The sequence below is a fragment of the Gimesia aquarii genome (assembly GCF_007748175.1).
Taxonomy (GTDB): domain Bacteria; phylum Planctomycetota; class Planctomycetia; order Planctomycetales; family Planctomycetaceae; genus Gimesia; species Gimesia aquarii_A.
The window spans coordinates 6713457-6732629 of sequence record NZ_CP037422.1 but is presented as its reverse complement, the minus strand read 5'-3'; the positions used below and the strand labels follow the sequence as shown (position 1 = coordinate 6732629).

The window sequence follows — 19173 nt, the reverse complement described above, 5'->3', positions numbered from 1 at the left end:
GAAAAAATCAATAATAAAATAAAATATTCAACATACCTGCTGTAAAGTCTCTCTCCCGCATTCACATTCAAGTTTTCTTCCAACGTGCTTCCCGGATGACTTGAAAACAACAATGTTTAATGTGATTGAGTTTTTCTTCAGATATATTTTTTGACGCATCCGGACAATAGGTCGCCCAGTTTGCATACGAAGAGAGTTCGTTTAATGACTGTGAACTCGCTGTAATATGTTCTGACGTTTGTTGAAACCATCGATTGATCGTAGTTGACTCCGGGCGTCGATAACCGGTCCACCGCATCCGTAATTCAATCAGCCATAGTGTACGGAGAACTAATTTTCTGATATCGCGGGGTTCAAAAACATAGAACCACCTTGTCAGGAGAATATCGGTGAAGACGAAACGAAAATGATACAAAATCGATCCGGAGGCAATCAGAGTCAGGCAAAGATAAAGATGTTTCCAGAACCAGAGCAGTCCCCCCACAACCGCATGATAAATCTTCTCAAACGTGGTAGGTGGTGGACCCAAAACCTCATAGCCTTGAGTCGGTTCTACCGTAAACCAGGAAGACGCACCAAGTCCCACTCTTACCTCTACCCAAAAGTGTACGTCGTCAGAATGAATGGGGGTATGATCCGAGGCCAGGTCATAATCATCCGGACTGGCATAAAAGCCACTCACCACTCTGGTGGAATACCCCAGAGACCTGAGCATCAATGCCGTTGATGTGGCAATCAGATAATCCGGACCCGCTTTTTGCTCAAACAAGAATTTTTCGAGTGGTAACCCCGTCTCTCCATTAAAGGCAATCGTTCGATCATGCTGAAATTGATCGCGATGGTATTGTTCAATTTTTCGGATTCGTTCCCAATCATTTTCAACGCCTGCAACAATCTCTTCGGCGAGTTTTTTTACTTTCTTGATGACAGATATTTCCGGTAACGCCAAGTGTTGTTTTCGATGCGAAGCCGTTCCATGTTTTACATCACGGTATTCAACCAGATCAGGATCAGGAAAATGGCTGATCAAACGAATGGGAACCAGCCGCGGTAACTCTTTTCGATCCAGTTTGACGACACTTTCCTGATGCCAGCCGAACATGTCCGTCCGATCGAGATAGTCAATATGAATTTCTTTCAAGTGAAGTGGCGCGGGAAGCTGATTGGACTTTAAATGATTATTTGTTATGACATGCAGCTCGTTACGACATTCCTGAAAAAGAGAACTGACATTGGTATTCACAACGATCCAAGGCTTCTCAAATCGTTCCTTCAGCGAGAAGCCTCCCTTGCGGTCTCTGATTAGTGGTTCGCTGTGCCATTTCACTCCATCGAAAATATCGTAAGTTTCCATACGAAGGTGTAAGGGAGTCCTGCCAGACACATACATCAATGCGTCTGATTTAAGCCCCTCGTTCGATTTTGTTTCTTCAGGTTTCTGCTTCCTGGCTGTGGAAAAATGGCGATTAATATTTTCCGATTCCGGAAGCTCTCTCTCTTCAATCTTCTGGTCCTGCATTATCAGACTAATGGCACGGTCGACATTTTTCGCCATTTCCCCGTCATCGTTGTAGGTGTCAAACATAATGTCATAGAGGCTGGGTTCGTCTGAAGATAGAAAGGGAGCATTTTCCACAGGCGCAAAACTACGAATGTCATGTTTTCCGGCCACGAGCAAATCGCCATCACCTAAGCCATCTCTCGCGTATTGATCTTTATACCCTTCGCCGCCAGAACTGGGCATGATTCCTTTAAACGCATGGACAATGGGATTATTTCCCGACATAAACAGAATCAGAAGTAAAACCAAGGCGAGACAGGACAAGATTCCATGTTTTCGCCATTGATGTTTTTCCAGTGTCGGAATCAGGTAAGCTCTGATGCTGTTCCAATAAGAATAAAAGAGCCAGAAAAAGCCAACAATCAATTCCAGACCAATCAGAACGATGATATCGCGGCTCGAATTCGTTGTTGCTGAAAAGATAATCAAAAACAGAGATCCCCAGATGGCAATCTTCTGATATCGTTTCCAGCAACCGGCGGCTGCCATCACCAATAAGGTATTTTTCACGCTGAACATCATGATGAGTTCAAATGGTCTGCCTTCTCCCCAAACAGCACGCTTAACCGGTTCCCATAGGAGGCTGAGCAACATGACCGCCAATAGGAGCGGAGAAATATACGCATCGTTTTTCATTTCTTTTGCCAGACGGACAAAATAGCGCATTCCCAACAGAACTACTGAAAGTTCAATCCCAAAATTGACCGCGATCCAGATTCGAGAATAACGTCCTTCCGCATCGGAGATTGAAAGCGCCAACGCCGCGATCAGAACCATTACGATAGTCGTGATGTGTAGAACGGGACTGGATAAAGCTGTATTCTCGTTATGTCGCATAACAGGCTTTCTTCCATCGATCGACAAACACTTTATTCCGGCTTTCTTCCGGATCGTTCAGCTTTAACCACGGTTCGCACTGGCAGGAAGAAGCGGCTTCCATTTCTTGCTCAAAATGATCATGAACGACAATAATTCTCTGATTGTGCTGAGCGTGACGAAAACTAAGGTGCTTTTCATACCCACGACTCGTGGTCACGACAATTTGAGAAAGCGATGAAACTTTGTGATGCAATGCGGAGTCATTGACGCCTTCCACAGGAACATGTGCCAAGGCATCAAACAGCTTCCTGAGTTCATAAGAATCATTCTCACAACGAAATAATTTGTCGCCAACAAGACATTCTACCCAGGCATGTTGTTGATGGAGAGACTCACAAATGCTGGCGGTAATTCTCAGAACGGCTTCCAAAGCAGCTCGATGCTCCGCTTTCGTTCCATAACTGGAAGGGTTGAGATCGGGAATCACTCTTAAAGCACAGACAGATGCGGCCTGCCGCTCGGTCACAATCATCTGTCCCTGCCTTGCCGTCTGAGCCCAGTGAACGCGCCGCAGGGAATCCCCAATGCGAAACTCCCTCGTGCCTGTCACATCTCCGAAATCACCGACGCGATTGGAAGCAAACCTGTCTTCGCTTGAGTTAACCTCTCTGATTTCCGGCATGGACGTCAGAGTCTGCACTTCAGGCCAGACAATCAATTTTGACTCCACGGAGAGTTCCCTTTTTTTTCGGTAGAGACCAAAGGGAAAAGCGGTTTCCAGAAAAGCGGTTTGTGTAGAATAAACCCCGCGTTTCTGCGGAGCAAAAGACCAGTTGAACTCACTCACTTTCCAGCCAGGGATGTATTCAATAGCAACTTCACATAAGTGGCCAGATTGCTCAGAGAAACGATGCCTGAGATAAACCCCCCAAGCCGGCCAGGGCCAGCGGTTTTTAACAATCAGTCGGGCGCCTACAGATTCACCGCATCGGACCCTGCGTTTATTGAATGTCACCTCGGCAACGATTCCGGACATACTGATCCAGGGCCAAACCACACCGCTTAAGACGACAAGCGAGATTGCTCCCGCAATGTAAAGAATGGCGGTATTCACAAGGATCCCGCAAATCAACGCTGTGAGAACACTGATCGCCAGGCACCAAAACGGGTTTTTCATCCAATAAACCCATTTATTGAACTGAGGACAAAAATCGTAATTCAGTGCTGAGACCAACGATTGACTTCGGAATTTCAATGAACCGACACTTTCTTCAATCTGACTTTTTTGATGACATAGTTTACCAGACGGAACTTCAGGGACGTTTACCCCCTAGGTTTGAGAGAAAAATGAGCGTAAAGCATATAAGAATTATTATTTACAGCCCAATAAACCAATTCAATATGCAATTACAATTAATATGCAATATTAATGCAATTTTATTTATAGTGTTTGGTTGTATCGGAGAATTATGGTTATTTGCCTAATATCAAAGAAGTTAGTCAATTCAAAGAGGTAGGGAAAACACAACGTTTTTCCGGACTGAAGTGTCTTTTGGTTGGGTTTGACGGTGCTTGAAGAGGGATGAGCAATGATGGTGATCTCCAGAAGACAACTGGAGACAATGATATCGTTCATGATTAACACGCAAGCCCATCATCCAAATTTTCCATGGTTTAGGATTCCCAGTTATATGGATATAATATACCTCAACGGGAGTATTTTGATGTTGAGTCTGGACTTTAGAAATACGAGCGTTAGGATGTTTTAGGGTTTGGCATTTAATATCGAAAGTCTGGATATGAGTCGAAAAATTGTGTCCCTCATCTTGATGCCCTGTGTACTGCTGATTCAGTCAGTTACTTTTGGCCATTCTCACGGAGGCAACCAGCCTGCGGGGCACAGCTTACGTCCACATATTCACGTAAGTCATCCCTCTGAAGATGGAATTCATCACCATTGCCCTAATGACCACAATCATAGCGATGAACATCATTCGGATCATGAAAAGCAAAATTCGACGCAATTTGAATCGCCTTTTGATCACGATTCATCTGCTGTCTATCTCAGCAATACGGATATGACTGTGGGTTCACGTTCCACTTTCGAGTCAGGAATGGTAGACCTCTTACAATGGGCTCCTCTCGGGTGGGATTCAGTCTGTGTCTTTTTGCAGAACACTGCAATGAGACAGTATGATTTTCAATGCGCGCCCCCTGATTCAGAATCACCGCTCTTTATCCGCCACCACGCTTATTTAATATAAGCATCTCATTATGCAGGTAGTACCAGTTATCAGCTTGGTATGCGCTGGACTCTGCTTTTGGCGTCGACCCCTTGCGCGATAAGTTTCATCGTTTCAATCTATCGTTTGTGGTCGGACAATTTCTCTTTTAATTCCTTAGTTCTTCGCAAGATGCGAGGGAGGTATTGATGTGTCCATTTTTTAATTCGGTTCTGCTTGGGACAGGGCTGATCCTTGAAGTCCTGTGGTCCTCAGCGCCTGTTCCTCCTTTACCTGTAAAGGAACAATCATGAAGAAACTTCTTCAAACAGTGAAACCCATCCTGACAATGGCTTTCGTAGCGGTACTGATCGCTACCGGGTATTTCACGCGTGACCATTGGTTGCCTCTATTACAACAGAACAGGACAGCCAGATCGGATCATGTTTCCACCACAAAAACAAAGCCAGGTGATACGAAAAGCTCAGCTTCCGAACAGATCATTCTATCAGATCAGGCCATTGCCAACTTGGGTTTGAAAGTGAAATCAATACAACCAGAGACCTATTGGAAAACGCTACAGGTTCCGGGAATGGTCATCGATCGACCAGGCCACAGTGACCGCGGTATTATTTCTCCCGTCGATGGTGTGGTTGAAAAAATGAATTATTTTCCAGGTGACACTGTTCACCCGGGAGATGTGCTCTACACGATTCGTATTCTTAGCGAGTCTTTGCAGCAGACCCAAACAAAACTGTTTAAAGATACGCAGGAAACCAAACTCGTAGAGTCAAAGAAGAAGCGTTTAGAGTCTGCAAAAGGGGCAATCCCCGGTTCCCGGATTATTGAAGTCGCCAATGAAATCACGCGACTTAAAGTTGCTATCAAGGGATATCAGCAGGAGTTGCTCAATCGGGAGTTTACACAGAAACAATTGAAAGAAATCGCTGCCGGTAATTTTGTGAAAGAGCTGAATATTCGCGTTCCCTCTCAAACTAATGAGTCCAGACCAATGGGAACTTCAGCAGTAATGCAGGCGACAGGTAAGGATGTAAAACCAGAATCCTCCCCCATCTTCGAAGTTCAGGAAAGTAAAGTTGACTTGGGCCAGCAGGTCAAAACGGGACAGATGCTGTGTCTACTCGCAAATCATCAGCTACTCTCAATAGAAGGTCGTGCTTTTCGAGACGAAATACCACTTCTAGAGCGAAGTATGAAAGCTGGCTGGCCTGTTGAGATCGACTTTCAAGAAAATGTGTTTACAGACTGGCTTCCCGTTAATCAAAATTTTCTCATTCAGCATCTGGCAAATGTCATTGATCCGGTTAACCGTACCTTTGCCTTCCGTATGCCGTTAGAGAATCAGTCTCGAGTAGTGAAACAAAATGGAAGGACCCAGGTACTTTGGCGATTTCGCCCTGGCCAAAAAGTCCGCATCTTGATTCGAACCAAAAAGCTTGAAAACGTATTCGTACTTCCTACGGATGCGGTTGCTCGTGACAATGCTGAAGCATTTGTATTTCTCCAGAATGTCAACACGTTTCAACGCAAGGCAGTTCGAGTCCTGGAACGAGATCGACGCTATACCGTCATTGCCAATGATGGATCACTCATCCCCGGTTCTTTTGTTGTACAGAGTTCTGCCGAACAGTTGAATCGAATGCTGAAATCGTCATCGGGAAATGACTTACCAGAAGGCTACCACATTCATGCGGATGGCAGCCTCCATAAGAACGAAGACGAAGGGAAATAGGGGAATATCGTGCTTAACTCTATCATCCGACTCTCACTGACTCATCGGACACTGGTTCTTGCAGCCTGTGTTGTTGTCCTGGCATACGGCGGTTATTTAACGACAACATTACCGATCGATGTATTCCCTGATCTCGATCGCCCGCGCGTCGTCATTCTGACAGAGTGCCCTGGCATGTCGTCCGAAGAAGTCGAAACTCTTGTTACGTTTCCAATTGAAACAGCAATTCTGGGAGCCAATGGAGTCGAAGATGTTCGCAGTCAGTCCGGTCAGGGTATGAACGTCATCTACGTCGAATTCAGTTGGGAAACCGAACCTCGATACGCTCGGCAAATTGTTTCAGAGCGTCTGGCAAATGTACCGATGCCACCGGGTATCCGCCCGATAATGACCCCCCAGGCATCCATTATGGGACAGATTCTTCACATCGGGATTCATCGCAGACAAGGACCGCGAGGTGGAGATTTAACGCAAGTTGGACAAACACCTTTTCTGGCAGAACGTACTGAAAGCGATGGTAAGGCTGTGCTAACTGTCTGGGATCCGGTGAGCCGAAACGATCTCAGTTTGTGGAAGAAAGTCGAAGTCGAGAATCCCAAATGGAATCAGGCAAGCCCGAAACGAAACGTGACCTTTGTTTGGAATAAACGGTCCTACGAAGTTGTTTTCCCGACTCCTCTGCAAGAACGCATGGATCTGCGTACCACGGCGGATTGGGTGATCAGACCGCGATTACTGAAGTTAACTGGCATCGCTGAAGTCATTGTCATGGGTGGTGATGAAAAGCAGTATCAGGTCCTGGTCGATCCGATCAAGCTACAAGAATATAACGTTTCGCTTCAAGAAGTTGAGGCAGCGGTCCAGGCTAATAACCTGAATGCCAGTGGCGGGTTCATCATCGATGGCCAGACGGAACGTCCTGTGCGGGTGATTGGTCGTCTTGGCTCGCTTGCAAACGACGTCCTGGAAGAACTCCGAAAAGCCCCAGTCAAAATGAATGGGGATCGAACTGTGCTGTTACACCATGTGGCACGAATTGAGGAAGGCCCTGCTCCGAAACGTGGTGATGCCAGTATTGATGGACACGCTGGAGTCGTGATTACGATTGTCAAACAACCGCATGCTGATACGCGAAAATTGACTGATGATGTGATGGCGGCACTGAAAGATGCAGAATCAACACTTCCTGCCGATATTGTGATCAATACCAATCTATTCCAGCTCAAGAGTTTTATTGATCGAGGGATTTACTACGTTGAGGAAGCGCTTGTGATTGGAGCTGTTCTCGTTGTCATCGTACTGTTTTTGTTCCTGCTCAATCTACGCACGACGTTCATTACGCTGACGGCCATTCCTCTGTCTCTGGTGATCACAACTCTTGTATTCCGGATTATTGGTGTCATTACTGGAACTGAACTCTCTATTAATGTGATGACGCTGGGGGGAATTGCAGTTGCCATTGGTGAACTGGTGGATGATGCGATTGTGGACGTGGAAAATATTTTTCGACGTCTGGGAGAAAACAACATGAGTCCCAATCCTAAACCCGCTATTGTTGTCGTATATGAAGCAAGCAAAGAAATCCGTTCGGCAATCATATTTGGCACAGCAGTCGTTGTGCTGGCTTTTATGCCACTTTTTGCTCTGTCTGGTGTGGAAGGTCGCCTGTTTGCCCCACTGGGAGTTGCTTATATTGTCTCTATCCTGGCGTCCTTACTGGTTTCACTGACTGTCACACCGGTACTTTCTTACTACCTTCTGCCTCAAGCAAAGGCAACGCATAACCACCAGGATGGTCGATTACTGCGAGTGCTAAAGTGGGGAGCCAGCTTCCTGATTCGTTTCAGTATACGACGTGCAGGAATCTTACTGGTTTTGACCTGGGTATTGGTTGGTTTTAGTGTTTGGGAATTGTCGAAGTTAGGAGCTGATTTCCTACCCAAGTTTGATGAAGGCAGTGTGCAGATCAACGTGACTTTACCGGGTGGATCTTCCCTCAAAGCATCGAATGAAGCATCTGCCCTGATCGACAAGCAACTTGTGAAAATGCAGAAATCTTCGGACAACCCAAATGGACCAGTGTTACACTTTTTTCGTAGGACCGGTCGGGCCGAACTGGATGAGCACGCTCAACCAGTCAATGTGGGTGAGTACATTTTGACAATGAACCCCGATTCCGATCACGGTCGTGATGAGTTTCTGGATACTTTACTTTCAGATTTGCGTTCCAACGTGCCCGGGGTGGGAATTGAGGCAGAACAACCGCTTTCACACCTCATCAGTCATATGTTGTCCGGCGTCAAAGCCCAGATTGGTATTAAGCTTTATGGGGATGATCTGGATAAACTGCGCGAGTTGGCCGGACAGGTTCGCGATGTCATCGCTGATGTACCAGGTGTCACGCCCCCGATCATCGATCCACAAGAACGAGTAGACGAGTTGCATGTTGTTCTCAAGCCAGATGAACTGGCCTTTTTCGGACTGAGTCGGGAGTACGTAGCCAATTTTGTGCAGACTGCATTAAAAGGCGAAGCGATATCACAAGTATTAGTGGGGCAACGACGATTTGACCTGGTGATTAAACTCAATGAGCTATACCGTTCCGATCCCTATAACCTGGGAGAGCTGCGCCTTGATCTTCCTGATGGACGAGGGCAAATTCGTTTACGAGAGGTGGCTGATTTCCCGGGGTCAGCCAGTGGTCCTAATCTGGTCAATCGGGAAAATGTCAGAAGGCGACAAACAATACGTAGTAATGTCTCAGGACGTGACCTCGCCAGCGCTGTCGTTGAGATTGAAAAACGAGTGCGTGATCAGGTCGCTCTGCCGACCGGTTACTTTGTTGAGTTCGGAGGACAATTTGAAGCACAGAGGTCTGCCACGTTTCTAATTACTATTCTGGCGATAGTTTCAGTCGCAGGAATTTTTATTGTTCTTATGATGCTCTATCCGTCAGTCCGAATCACGTTTCAAATTTTGAATGCCATTCCGACAGCCTTCATTGGTGGTGTCTTCGCACTGGTACTAACTAATCAGACTCTCACGGTAGCAAGTATGGTAGGCTTTGTGTCTCTCGGAGGAATCGCCGTTCGCAATGGAATTCTGCTAGTCACTCACTATTTCCATTTAATGGAAAAAGAGGGAGAAGCTTTTACCCCTCAAATGGTATTGCGCGGCAGTCTGGAAAGACTTTCTCCGGTCTTGATGACCGCGTTGACTGCCGGTATTGCATTAGTTCCTCTTGTTGTCGGTGGTAACAAACCGGGGCTGGAAATTTTATACCCCGTTGCCACTGTAATCTTAGGAGGATTAATCACTTCAACGTTTTGCGAATTTTTTATTCACCCCGGACTATTCTGGAAGTTCTCGGGGAAAGATGCCGATCGACTAGTCCGCAATGAAAGTTCTGATGAAGAACTACTGCGAGCTGTATAAAGATGAAATACACTCTCACTATTTTTCTAATGCAAAGGAAAACAAAATGATGTATACAAAAATTTTAAGCCTGATTCTAGCGGCGTCAATTGTCACAGGTTGTTCAGACAAAGGCGGCACAGACGCTCCGACGACTAAAACCACACCACAACCCGAAAAGAATAATGAAGTCAATAGCAACAAAGAACAGGCACCACACGTCCACGGTGCGGGACCGAACGGAGGTGTTGTATTTGATCTTGGCAAGCATCACGCCGAGTTCACCGCCGATCATGCCAAGCAGGAATGCATGATTCTTTTTATCGGTGACGATGAACAAACACCAGTGGCGGTTACAGCCAAAGAACTAACTTTAACTACAAAAGAAACAAAGACAGAAGAGGGAAAAGTCGTGCCTCCCATGACAGTGAAACTGGTCCCCCAAGATGAAACTGACGGGAAAGCAACAAAGTTCGTGGGGACAGATCCTGGAATTGGTAATGTAGCCAACTTTGAAGGGACTGTTCTGGGAGAGGTTGATGGCAAGCCTTCTCAAGGTGAGTTTAAAGAATAAACTATCTGGAATGAAGCTAAGAAACCTATTGAGGTCGCCGCCATTGCTTAAAAACAGTTGCGGCGGTCTTTTGACACTGTCACATAGATAAAAACAAGAAAATAGTTCTGCAATTTCTGCTAAAAAAAAGTGCGGTCCACAAAATCTGTTTTCTTGCATCAGTAACGCCACTGTTGTAAGGTGAAAACACTTACGTTGAAGCCGCATTCGATAATCCTTCCCGCCATCTTGCAATGAACAGGAATCTACAGCATGAACCCCAAACTCATTCTCGCTATCGTATTCCCACTTCTATCCCTCAATAACGTTGCGCTTGCACAGAAGTTGACGTCAGATATTCCATACGTAGAGAACGGTCACAATCGTCATGTTCTTGATATTTACACGCCGGAAAATCCTACCAAGAAGAGCCTGCCCGTCCTCTTCTGGATTCACGGTGGCGGATGGCAAGTTGGGGACAAGAGTGATGTCGCACTGAAACCGAAAGTACTGACCGATCGCGGTTTTGTCTTTGTTTCAACGAATTATCGACTTCTTCCGGAAGTGAACATGGAGGAGTTGATTGCCGATGTCGCCAAGTCGCTCGCTTGGGTGCACAAACACATTGCCAAGTATGGCGGTGATCCCAACCGAATCTTTGTGGGGGGACATTCCGCCGGCGCTCAGTTGGCAGCATTAATTTGTATCGACGATCGCTATTTAAAGAAAGAAGGGCTGTCGTTTGATGTGCTCAAAGGTTGTATTCCGGTTGACGGAGATACTTACGACATCCCCAAGATCATCATGACAGCAGAGTTCCGCCAGGCACTCTACGGCGGCAAGATGTTTACCTTTGGTCATCGGCAAAAATTCGGAAACGATCCGGAGAAGCATGTTGATTTTTCTGCCGTAACACATGTGAAGAAAGGCAAAGGCATACCGCCGTTCCTCATCCTCTATTTTCCCGGCAATCCAAACACAAGAGCTCAGGCGCGAAGATTGGAAAGTGTCCTGAAGGCGTCGGAGATTCCCACAACAGCATATGGTAAAAGCGATAGTAACCACAGTCGCCTGAATAACGACCTTGGCAAACCCGATGACCCGGCAACACAGCAACTTTATCAGTTTCTGGATCCATTAGTTTCGCAGTGATAAGTGGTATGCGAGAGATAATGCCGACACTCCGGTTGTGTCTTCCGATTCATTCGCGCAACTCTCAGATTATTGGCAGGTGATGATTTTGCACAAGATCTCCAAATCAACGTCGTCCATCTTGAAAAAATGGAGAAAAATCACCACGCGTTAGACACGAGAGAACCGCAGCAGTTATAATCATGGCTGTCTATATCTGGAGCGTTTCCAAGCTGATTCATATTAGGAAATCTCTGTTTATGATTTTTTCCAAATTACTGTAGTTAGATTTAGATAAGATTAAAGAAATAATTTTAGGAAAGCTGAGAAATCAAATGGTTCGTGTCCAGTTTGCTTGTGTTCTACTTCTAGGCATTTCGCTGATTGTGGGTTGTGGCAGACCTGCTACTCAATCAGCTCCCACAAGTTCGACACCCAAAGATCCTGAAGAAGCAGCATTGCGAACTGTTGCAACAATTTATGGATTTTGTGCGATGAAGCATAAAACTGGTCCCAAGGGTTGGGAAGTGCTTGAAGAGCATGCCTCCAGTTTGAGCAGCCCGGCTCGAGAAAAAGCTCTAGATGCAATCAAGAAACTACAGTTGCTGGGTTATAAGGTTACCTGGGGGATCGACATGCTAACGCTTGTGCAACAGGAGAAGGATCCGAATGAATTTATCATTATTGAATCGCCAGATGGGCGGCTGAAAGCTCCCTTCAGTGGGAATAAAATTATAAAAGAAGAAGTTGATCAAAAAAAGCCAACTTCTGATACCGAAAATTCTGACTCAGGTGCTCCCAAGTAACGGCGGTTATTTTTGGGTTTTCATACTTAGATTATGATATTGAACTCACCTCATAACCCATCTTGACGGATTCCATTTTCGCCCAGGGTGGCGGCCGCGTGTGACCTGCTGTAGATGGTTACAAGATTTTTAAATCCGCTGTCATGTCGATCTTTCCTAATCAACTCCAATTGGGGACGCAAGTCCATATCGTATCAATTGATAATAGGCAGAAGTCCTGATAAATTTAAATAGAATTTGATTCTGTCTATCAATAGTTAGATATCTTGATACTAATGAATACAAACTATTTAAACACTGATTTAGATTTAAAAAGTTATCAAGAAATTACGCTGCTCGGTAAGCATTTTGATAAACACGCTGATTTGCTCCGTTGTGAAAATGATGATGGTGTTTGGTGGGCGGTAGTTGAAGATTCCCATTCAAATTGTAACGCACTTCCAACTGACAATATCAACAATCTTCTTGATGTGATTCAAAATTTGGAGCCTGATCTCAAAGCGATTTTAGATACTTGTCATGTTAAAGATTTTAATATCGGTATAGAAACTGGCGACACTCACGGTTTTAATCTTGGTATCGACCACGCAACACTCAAAAGGATCGTAGATCTTAATTTCACTATTTCTTTCACCACGTATCCAAACTGCGACGAATAACCTAACACGTATGTGGATTTGTTCGTCAAAGTCGCGTATGTTGATTTGTTGAAAAAGAAAACAGTTTTTTTCTATCATCTGTAACGTTCTGTGTACCGACTTTTGCGTTCTGTCGGACACTCTATTGCAAATAGGGAGGATTTCTCTTGAATACATTGGAAGCCATTCGCAATCGTCGTGCGATCAAGCATTTTGACCCTGAACACTCTCTTTCCGAAGCTGAGGAACGTAGCTTGTTCGAGGCAACCATACTTGCCCCGACAAGTTTTAACATTCAGCACTGGCGTTTTGTCGTTCTGCGCGATCCGGAGCTCCGATCGCGGATTCGCACGGAATTCGGAAATGACCAGTCGCAGATGACCGATGCGTCCCTGCTTGTGCTTTTCACAGCAGATATGAAAGCATGGCAGAAGCAACCGGAACGATATTGGGTCAATGCGCCAAAAGAGGTTGCTGAACTGCTTGTGGGCTGGATGGGCCCGTTTCATGAAGGACGCGAATGGCTGCAAAGGGATGAAGCCCAACGGTCAATCGGTATGGCAATGCAAACGCTGATGCTGGCGGCGCAGGAACTTGGTTATCAGTCTTGTCCCATGATTGGCTTTGACATCGAAAAAGTGGCAGAGCTCATCAATCTACCGGACGACCACGTCATGGGACCGATGGTGGCCATTGGCAAAGGCCTCAAAGATGCGTGGCCAAAACCGGGGCAGTTACCTCTCGAAGAGATTGTTGTGGATAACAGCTTCTAGTATCTAGTAATAGAACAATCCGTAGCATCGGAGCCCGGTCGATACCTTTTAAACTTGCAATTGATAATAGACAGAAATCCTGATAGATTTAGACAGAACTTAATTCTGTCTAGTAATTGGTATGCCGCAAACTTGAGGGCACTTACAATGGCTCGCAAAAAGACGAAGACTACGCCCAAACGAGCCGCTGCAAAGCCGAAACTGCTCACGGGCGGCAATCCACAAATCCCGAAAGGTGATGGCGACGCTCCAGTTCAGGCTTACATCAAAGCCATGCCAGAATGGAAAAGTGAGATCGGGCGGCGTTTGGACGAAATGATCGTTTACACTGTGTCCAACGTACGCAAAGCCGTGAGGTGGAACACGCCGTTCTATGGCATCGAGGGTCAGGGCTGGTTTGTCGCCTTCGACTGCACCACAAAATATGTCAAAGTGGCCTTTTTCGCGGGCATGTCTCTTAATCCTGTTCCGCCAATAGAATCCAAGCAGAAGACCGTGCGGTACTTCCACATTTATGAAAATGACGAGCTAGACGAAGAAGCTTTCACGAATTGGGTACGTCAGGCCTCTGAATTACCCGGCGAAGACGTATTCTAAAGGTGTCTGCAATTTCAAAGCGACATAACAAGGCGTTGCACCAGAGCCACCGATCTAGTCGTTTTCAAATGGTGAGTCACTTGGCGGCGGTCCGGTATTGCTGGTCATTATGTTCAAAAACTTTGTGAAATCAAATTGCAGGATGAGACATGATTTATAAGGTTCTCGACAAACGCAATCAAAGTGAAGTAACAGACCTTTTTAGGTCAGTCTTCACAGCATCTGAAGGAGAGAAAGAAGGCAAATTGATTGGCAATCTTGCCTCAGAGTTGTCTTCAAATATCGACAATCAAGAAATAATCTGTCTTGGCACATATGAAAATGAAATACTCATTGCAGTGATTTTCTTTACTCGTCTTCGATTTAATGAGTCTATCCGGGTTTACATGCTTGCTCCTGTTGCAGTAAGCATTGACCATCAGAGAAAAGGCGTCGGACAGGCACTAATCAATTATGGGCTTAATGAGCTCAAAAACCGTGCTGTGAATGTTGCTGTCACATATGGCGATCCCGCTTTCTACTCCAAAGTAGGATTCGAAGCTCTGTCAGAAAATGTCATCCAGGCTCCCTTGGAGCTTTCAATACCGGTAGGTTGGCAAGGGCAATCTTTATCAGAAGAACCAATCCCAGTGATCAAAGAACGTCCTATATGCGTTAGTGAATTCAATGATCCCGTTTATTGGTAATGAACATCACAACGCAAATTAACTTCGATTGCTAATGCCGCTGCGATTCATTCGCTGCGAGTTGTGGAAATGAAGGGGTCTAAGAAGTCAGGTTTTCTATTATAAAGTTCCTAGCCGCCCACATTACTTTTGGTACCAATCTGACTTATGATTGTAGGGTCTTTAATTTTTTTGTCATCTGCCAGCAGAAAGGCTTTGCTGAGAATAATCGAGAGCACGTTGTCCCCTTCAAAGGGAAGAAACAGGTTTTCGGAGCTTTTATCGACGGCCGACTGTTTACGAACGATGCAGAGATAGGCGTCGTTAGGAGACATTAAAATGTTACCGCTACCCAGATGAATTTTATAGCTGCGTATTTCTCCTTGGACCACCAGAAATTTATCCTCAAACGAACATTGTTTTGCGATTTTGAGCCGAGGGATCAAACGCTGTAAAATTTCTTTACGGGTATTTGCTGACTCGGATAATTCGCCGAACGAGTACTCATGCCAATAATTTACATAACGTCCTTCCGGGCCACCATCAGACCAAGTCGGATCGTTGGCAACGGAAGCCACTCCCACAAACAGGTCGACATCACGCATCAATTCACTTAGTACCAAGGGCGGAATTTCTTTTAATTCGATCGGGGTGTCACTCCCTTCCTCTCCCCATGTAGCGTAGCCGCCTCCGCTAGCATGGGCTGTGCGTTGGGGTGCAGTCAGTGGGTAAAACCGAACCTGATCGGTGGCGAGATAGAGATACGTACCGGTTTCGTTTGTGTCCGTTCCATAGTTGTCTCCTACACCTTCCACCCAGAACTCGACGCGCAAGTCCCACTTGGGTAGCATCTTCATGGCGGGGGGATAATCACCATCGACCATCAGCCGTAACTGGTTTTTCCATCCTCGGGCCGCGCAAAGTGCATTGAATTGATGTTGCTTGATAATATGAGCCGCGTAACGATTGGAATAAACGTTCGTGTTTCGTTCTGCGTCTGTCAGCAAATACACTTCACGATGAGCCTGCTTGAAGGGCTGCTGAATTTCATGTTGCTCAAGCCATTCACGCCATGCTAAAATCTCTTCTGTTGATTTTTCAATGGAATGCCAAAGTTCAACAGTGGTATCTGGATTCAGATTGCTGAGGGGATTACTTTCGTGGTCCACGATTTTGTCATCAAGCCAGATTCCATTGACGGTTTTGTTATCCGTATTGAATCGCCAGATAATTCGCCGGGCGAGAGTTCCCATCAGAGGATGGTTGAGATACCGCTCCTTCCACGTTTCGTACGGCCATACTTTTTGTTCTAAAAAAAGGTTGTCGATGCGTTCTCTTTGGGCGGGTAGCATCTTCTGAATATCTTTGGCGGTGGCCTTGAGATCTTTGAGTTCTTCCGAAAACTCCTTCTTGACGGCAGCCGGAACTGACTTTTGTGTTTTGCCATCAGGTTTGATCCACACGAGTTGCGTTGTGGTTGTTCCGGTAATATTGAGCTGGGCTGTAAATTCTCCTAATGTTTCTTCCAATTGTCCGACGTCAGTCAGTCCGTAGGCGGGAACCCCCATTTCTTCGATCTCATCGCGGGGGACATTCAAGCGTTCGGCGGTCGCGTTCAGTGCTTTCTCGATCCCAATTTGTGCAGTTCCGAATTTGACTTTCACTTTCAGAAATGCCAACTGGCTGAGTGCCGTATCACTGGGAATCTGTCCCAGTGACCAGACACAGGCATTTCCCACTTTGATCGCACGAGGACCAACGCCAGGAATTTTTTTATAAGTTGAAATCGCTAATGCCGAGATGGCTCGTGTCAGCTTTGCATTCTCGACCAGGCTACAACACCAGAGTAGCCCTTTGAGTGTATCCTGATGCTGTAGCCAGTTCCATTCATTCAAAGATCCCGTGTTTTGTTTATCAACCAGTGGAAACCATTCCAAAAGCGACTCGATGAATAGCTCTTGTCCCACTTCGGCGAGAAGCGATTCCGCTGTCTTTAGCCATTTTTTAGAAGGCTTGCCTGCTGATGCTGTCTGGCAATGCAACAGCAATGCCGTCCATGCAATTCGTTGTGGATCGGTCATCGTTTGGCTGTCCGCCAGTGCTCGATCAGACCAAGCTTCTCCCGGTTGCAGAGGAAACTCTACCTGGTCTGCAATGATACCCTCGAGTGTTTTAAAGTACTTTAGGTCATTCCCAGAATATAATGACATTTGCGATTCTAACAAATTAACAAGCGATTTTCTTAGCTGTTCATCTAGCTGCTCCTTTGAATGGTCTAGATACCTTTTGATGTGATTGATTAGTGCCGGGAGATGCGGATTTTTCCACTTATAGATATCTTGGGCTTGGGTACAGCGATCTGCCAGCCAGGCATATTCTTGTATGCTGAAAGGAAAGTTTCGGAGCAACAGTCGGGCCGCAGTCTGAATTGCTATGATTGCAATACCTGGTCTCTTATCTGGCAGAGATTGATATAATTTTTTGAGACATTCCGGCCAATCTTCCGAATTGGGATCATGATACATCAGCCCGAATGTCAGAAAGATAAAATTCTTTTGCACAGTTTTCTCTTCTGCTAGAATTTCCTTTACGATGGGGAATGTACCAACTTCATTCAAAGTATAAATTTCCCTATCAACATCATTCAGTAATTGCCGGTAGAGTTCGTCAGCGCGAAGAGAATATTCCATAGGAGTGAATCTGTCTTGTGCTTTTATTGTTTGTGGAGTTGTTGGATGCGGCAGGTTTTCAAGCTCGTAGACTAATAAATGTCAGCGGATCAGCCTCCCACCAGGAGAGTCAGTTTCAGAAACGTTACTTCGGTTTGAGGGGAAACCGTGATTTCCTCTTCCAGTGTTTCGGCTTGATGATCGTTGATCAGGATCAGCACCTGATTCCGTTCAAACGCCTCAATGACTTTTTCATACTGTTGATTCCAGTCGATTTCACGGCGTGTTTTTTGTTTGAAGCCATTGAGTGTTTCTTCGGTATCTGTTGGACGGACCAGGCCATGAAAATGCTCAGGTTGTGTCGTGTTATAGTCTTTCACTTCCTGATAAACCCGACTGCGAATCAACTCGCGCACGGTTATGGTTTCTGTCAGAAACTCTAAAGTCAATTCTCCGGTAATGTTTCCGGTCATGGTTTCATCACGAATTGTCAAAGTAGTCGCTGACATAAGGGGGTCCTTCTGAAAAACTCGATGAAACGTACAACGTGATCAATAAATTAAGGGGTGAGATACTCAAATTTGATTCACTGTACGATTATACTCTTACATAGTCCCTGGTTCCAGCATCGAGGAAGCGATTGACTTCACATCTAGGTAAATGGCTTAGTGAAAATACTCGCGATAGTATTGACAAAGCACACTTATTGCTTTGTCTTATTTCTCTAATATCCATGGCCCTGATCAACAATTCTGAAATGGGAATTGTGTGCTTGTAATTTCAGGAATACGACCATTTTTGTACGCATCATTCACAAAAACCGGTTCAGAGACTAGAATCTGCTACACACGTCGAACTCATCCGTTTCGAATGTGTCTCTTTAGGTATCCGTAGTAGTATATTTGCCAGAACTTGATATAAAACCTTAACTTAGAAGCAGCTATGATTACGATTGTCGATTATGGAATGGGAAATCTGCGAAGTGTCCAGAAAGCCTTTGAAAAGGTGGGCTCACAGGCGGTTATCAGTTGCCGGCCGGAAGAAATTTCGCAGGCGTCTAAATTGGTGCTCCCCGGTGTGGGAGCCTTCCGAGACGCAATCCATGCTTTAAAAGAGCAGTCGTTAGTCGAACCCATTCTGGAGCAGATTCAATCCGGCAAACCCTTTCTGGGAATTTGCCTGGGTTTGCAATTGCTCTTCGAAACCAGTTATGAAGACGGAGAATACGCAGGGTTGGGCGTGATTCCGGGAAAAGTGATCCGTTTTCAGGATCAGCCCGGTCTGAAAATTCCACACATGGGTTGGAATCAGATTGAACCAACGGCCCCTCATCCGATTCTGGAAGGCATTCCCGAACAGGAATATTTCTATTTTGTGCACAGTTATTATGTCGCCCCTGAAGAGGAATCAGTTGTTGCTGCTTACACTGATTATGGCTGTCGCTTTGCTTCGATGGTTGCCCGCGATAACATTGTCGCTGCCCAGTTTCATCCTGAAAAAAGTCAAAGTGCAGGATTGAAACTACTGGAAAATTTTGCTTCATTCTAATTCGAGACAAATCGAATTAAACAG

At 45.6% G+C, this 19173-nt stretch carries 15 protein-coding genes; 11 read left to right on the top strand and 4 right to left on the bottom strand.

Annotation, left to right across the window (positions count from 1 at the left end):
• Positions 1 to 67: 67 nt before the first annotated feature.
• Both V202x_RS25395 and V202x_RS25390 read right to left on the bottom strand, forming a co-directional pair.
• Positions 68 to 2398, bottom strand: a complete 2331-nt coding sequence (locus V202x_RS25395; protein WP_145179587.1) for a transglutaminase-like domain-containing protein — start codon at positions 2396 to 2398, stop codon at positions 68 to 70.
• The gene (locus tag V202x_RS25390) at positions 2388 to 3557 is read right to left on the bottom strand and encodes a DUF58 domain-containing protein (protein ID WP_145179586.1); all 1170 of its coding nucleotides are present in this window, start codon (positions 3555 to 3557) and stop codon (positions 2388 to 2390) included. The genes V202x_RS25395 and V202x_RS25390 overlap by 11 nt, the downstream gene beginning before the upstream one ends.
• Positions 3558 to 4179: 622 nt before the next feature.
• Here V202x_RS25390 and V202x_RS25385 point away from each other — a divergent pair.
• The 10 genes from V202x_RS25385 (at position 4180) to V202x_RS25340 (ending at position 14953) form a co-directional block, all read left to right on the top strand.
• Positions 4180 to 4644, top strand: a complete 465-nt coding sequence (locus tag V202x_RS25385; protein ID WP_145179585.1) for a hypothetical protein — start codon at positions 4180 to 4182, stop codon at positions 4642 to 4644.
• A 268-nt stretch (positions 4645 to 4912) separates the two neighbouring features.
• Complete coding sequence (locus V202x_RS25380; protein WP_232098709.1) at positions 4913 to 6355, top strand: efflux RND transporter periplasmic adaptor subunit; 1443 nt, start codon at positions 4913 to 4915, stop codon at positions 6353 to 6355.
• Between the two features lie 9 nt (positions 6356 to 6364).
• Positions 6365 to 9790, top strand: coding sequence for an efflux RND transporter permease subunit (locus V202x_RS25375; RefSeq protein ID WP_145179584.1), 3426 nt, complete (start codon positions 6365 to 6367; stop codon positions 9788 to 9790).
• A gap of 46 nt (positions 9791 to 9836) precedes the next feature.
• Positions 9837 to 10343, top strand: a complete 507-nt coding sequence (locus V202x_RS25370) for a hypothetical protein (RefSeq protein WP_232098707.1) — start codon at positions 9837 to 9839, stop codon at positions 10341 to 10343.
• A gap of 252 nt (positions 10344 to 10595) precedes the next feature.
• Positions 10596 to 11474 (top strand): alpha/beta hydrolase, encoded by an 879-nt coding sequence (locus V202x_RS25365; protein ID WP_145179583.1) that lies wholly within the window; start codon positions 10596 to 10598, stop codon positions 11472 to 11474.
• Positions 11475 to 11788: 314 nt separating this feature from the next.
• A complete protein-coding gene (locus tag V202x_RS25360; protein WP_145179582.1) occupies positions 11789 to 12259 on the top strand; it encodes a hypothetical protein in 471 nt (156 codons plus the stop codon).
• 275 nt (positions 12260 to 12534) lie between these two features.
• Positions 12535 to 12918 carry a hypothetical protein gene (locus V202x_RS25355; RefSeq protein ID WP_145179581.1) on the top strand — a complete coding sequence of 128 codons (384 nt, stop codon included), beginning with the start codon at positions 12535 to 12537 and terminating at the stop codon, positions 12916 to 12918.
• A 146-nt stretch (positions 12919 to 13064) separates the two neighbouring features.
• On the top strand, positions 13065 to 13670 hold the full coding sequence (locus V202x_RS25350) for a nitroreductase family protein (protein WP_144988503.1): 606 nt from the start codon (positions 13065 to 13067) through the stop codon (positions 13668 to 13670).
• A 147-nt stretch (positions 13671 to 13817) separates the two neighbouring features.
• Positions 13818 to 14267: a DUF1801 domain-containing protein gene (locus tag V202x_RS25345; RefSeq protein WP_145179580.1), complete on the top strand. Its 450-nt coding sequence runs from the start codon at positions 13818 to 13820 to the stop codon at positions 14265 to 14267.
• 149 nt (positions 14268 to 14416) lie between these two features.
• Positions 14417 to 14953, top strand: coding sequence for a GNAT family N-acetyltransferase (locus V202x_RS25340; RefSeq protein ID WP_145179579.1), 537 nt, complete (start codon positions 14417 to 14419; stop codon positions 14951 to 14953).
• 110 nt (positions 14954 to 15063) lie between these two features.
• On the opposite strand, the gene V202x_RS25335 is transcribed toward V202x_RS25340, so the two are convergent.
• Positions 15064 to 17622 (bottom strand): DUF4132 domain-containing protein, encoded by a 2559-nt coding sequence (locus V202x_RS25335; RefSeq protein WP_145179578.1) that lies wholly within the window; start codon positions 17620 to 17622, stop codon positions 15064 to 15066.
• Positions 17623 to 17711: 89 nt separating this feature from the next.
• Entirely contained in the window at positions 17712 to 18110 is a 399-nt protein-coding gene (locus V202x_RS25330) for a hypothetical protein (protein WP_145179577.1), read from the bottom strand.
• A gap of 433 nt (positions 18111 to 18543) precedes the next feature.
• Here V202x_RS25330 and hisH point away from each other — a divergent pair, with 433 nt between their 5' ends.
• A complete protein-coding gene (hisH, locus tag V202x_RS25325) occupies positions 18544 to 19149 on the top strand; it encodes an imidazole glycerol phosphate synthase subunit HisH (RefSeq protein WP_145179576.1) in 606 nt (201 codons plus the stop codon).
• Positions 19150 to 19173: the final 24 nt, after the last annotated feature.

Bases quoted from the DNA above. Each gene is read 5' to 3' on its own strand.
- V202x_RS25395 (WP_145179587.1), bottom strand. From the start codon at position 2,398: ATGCGACATAACGAGAATACAGCTTTATCCAGTCCCGTTCTACACATC.
- V202x_RS25365 (WP_145179583.1), top strand. From the start codon at position 10,596: ATGAACCCCAAACTCATTCTCGCTATCGTATTCCCACTTCTATCCCTC.
- V202x_RS25330 (WP_145179577.1), bottom strand. From the start codon at position 18,110: ATGTCAGCGACTACTTTGACAATTCGTGATGAAACCATGACCGGAAAC.
- V202x_RS25385 (WP_145179585.1), top strand. From the start codon at position 4,180: ATGAGTCGAAAAATTGTGTCCCTCATCTTGATGCCCTGTGTACTGCTG.
- V202x_RS25380 (WP_232098709.1), top strand. From the start codon at position 4,913: ATGAAGAAACTTCTTCAAACAGTGAAACCCATCCTGACAATGGCTTTC.
- V202x_RS25390 (WP_145179586.1), bottom strand. From the start codon at position 3,557: ATGAAAAACCCGTTTTGGTGCCTGGCGATCAGTGTTCTCACAGCGTTG.
- V202x_RS25370 (WP_232098707.1), top strand. From the start codon at position 9,837: ATGATGTATACAAAAATTTTAAGCCTGATTCTAGCGGCGTCAATTGTC.
- V202x_RS25355 (WP_145179581.1), top strand. From the start codon at position 12,535: ATGAATACAAACTATTTAAACACTGATTTAGATTTAAAAAGTTATCAA.
- V202x_RS25360 (WP_145179582.1), top strand. From the start codon at position 11,789: ATGGTTCGTGTCCAGTTTGCTTGTGTTCTACTTCTAGGCATTTCGCTG.
- hisH (WP_145179576.1), top strand. From the start codon at position 18,544: ATGATTACGATTGTCGATTATGGAATGGGAAATCTGCGAAGTGTCCAG.
- V202x_RS25345 (WP_145179580.1), top strand. From the start codon at position 13,818: ATGGCTCGCAAAAAGACGAAGACTACGCCCAAACGAGCCGCTGCAAAG.
- V202x_RS25340 (WP_145179579.1), top strand. From the start codon at position 14,417: ATGATTTATAAGGTTCTCGACAAACGCAATCAAAGTGAAGTAACAGAC.
- V202x_RS25335 (WP_145179578.1), bottom strand. From the start codon at position 17,622: ATGGAATATTCTCTTCGCGCTGACGAACTCTACCGGCAATTACTGAAT.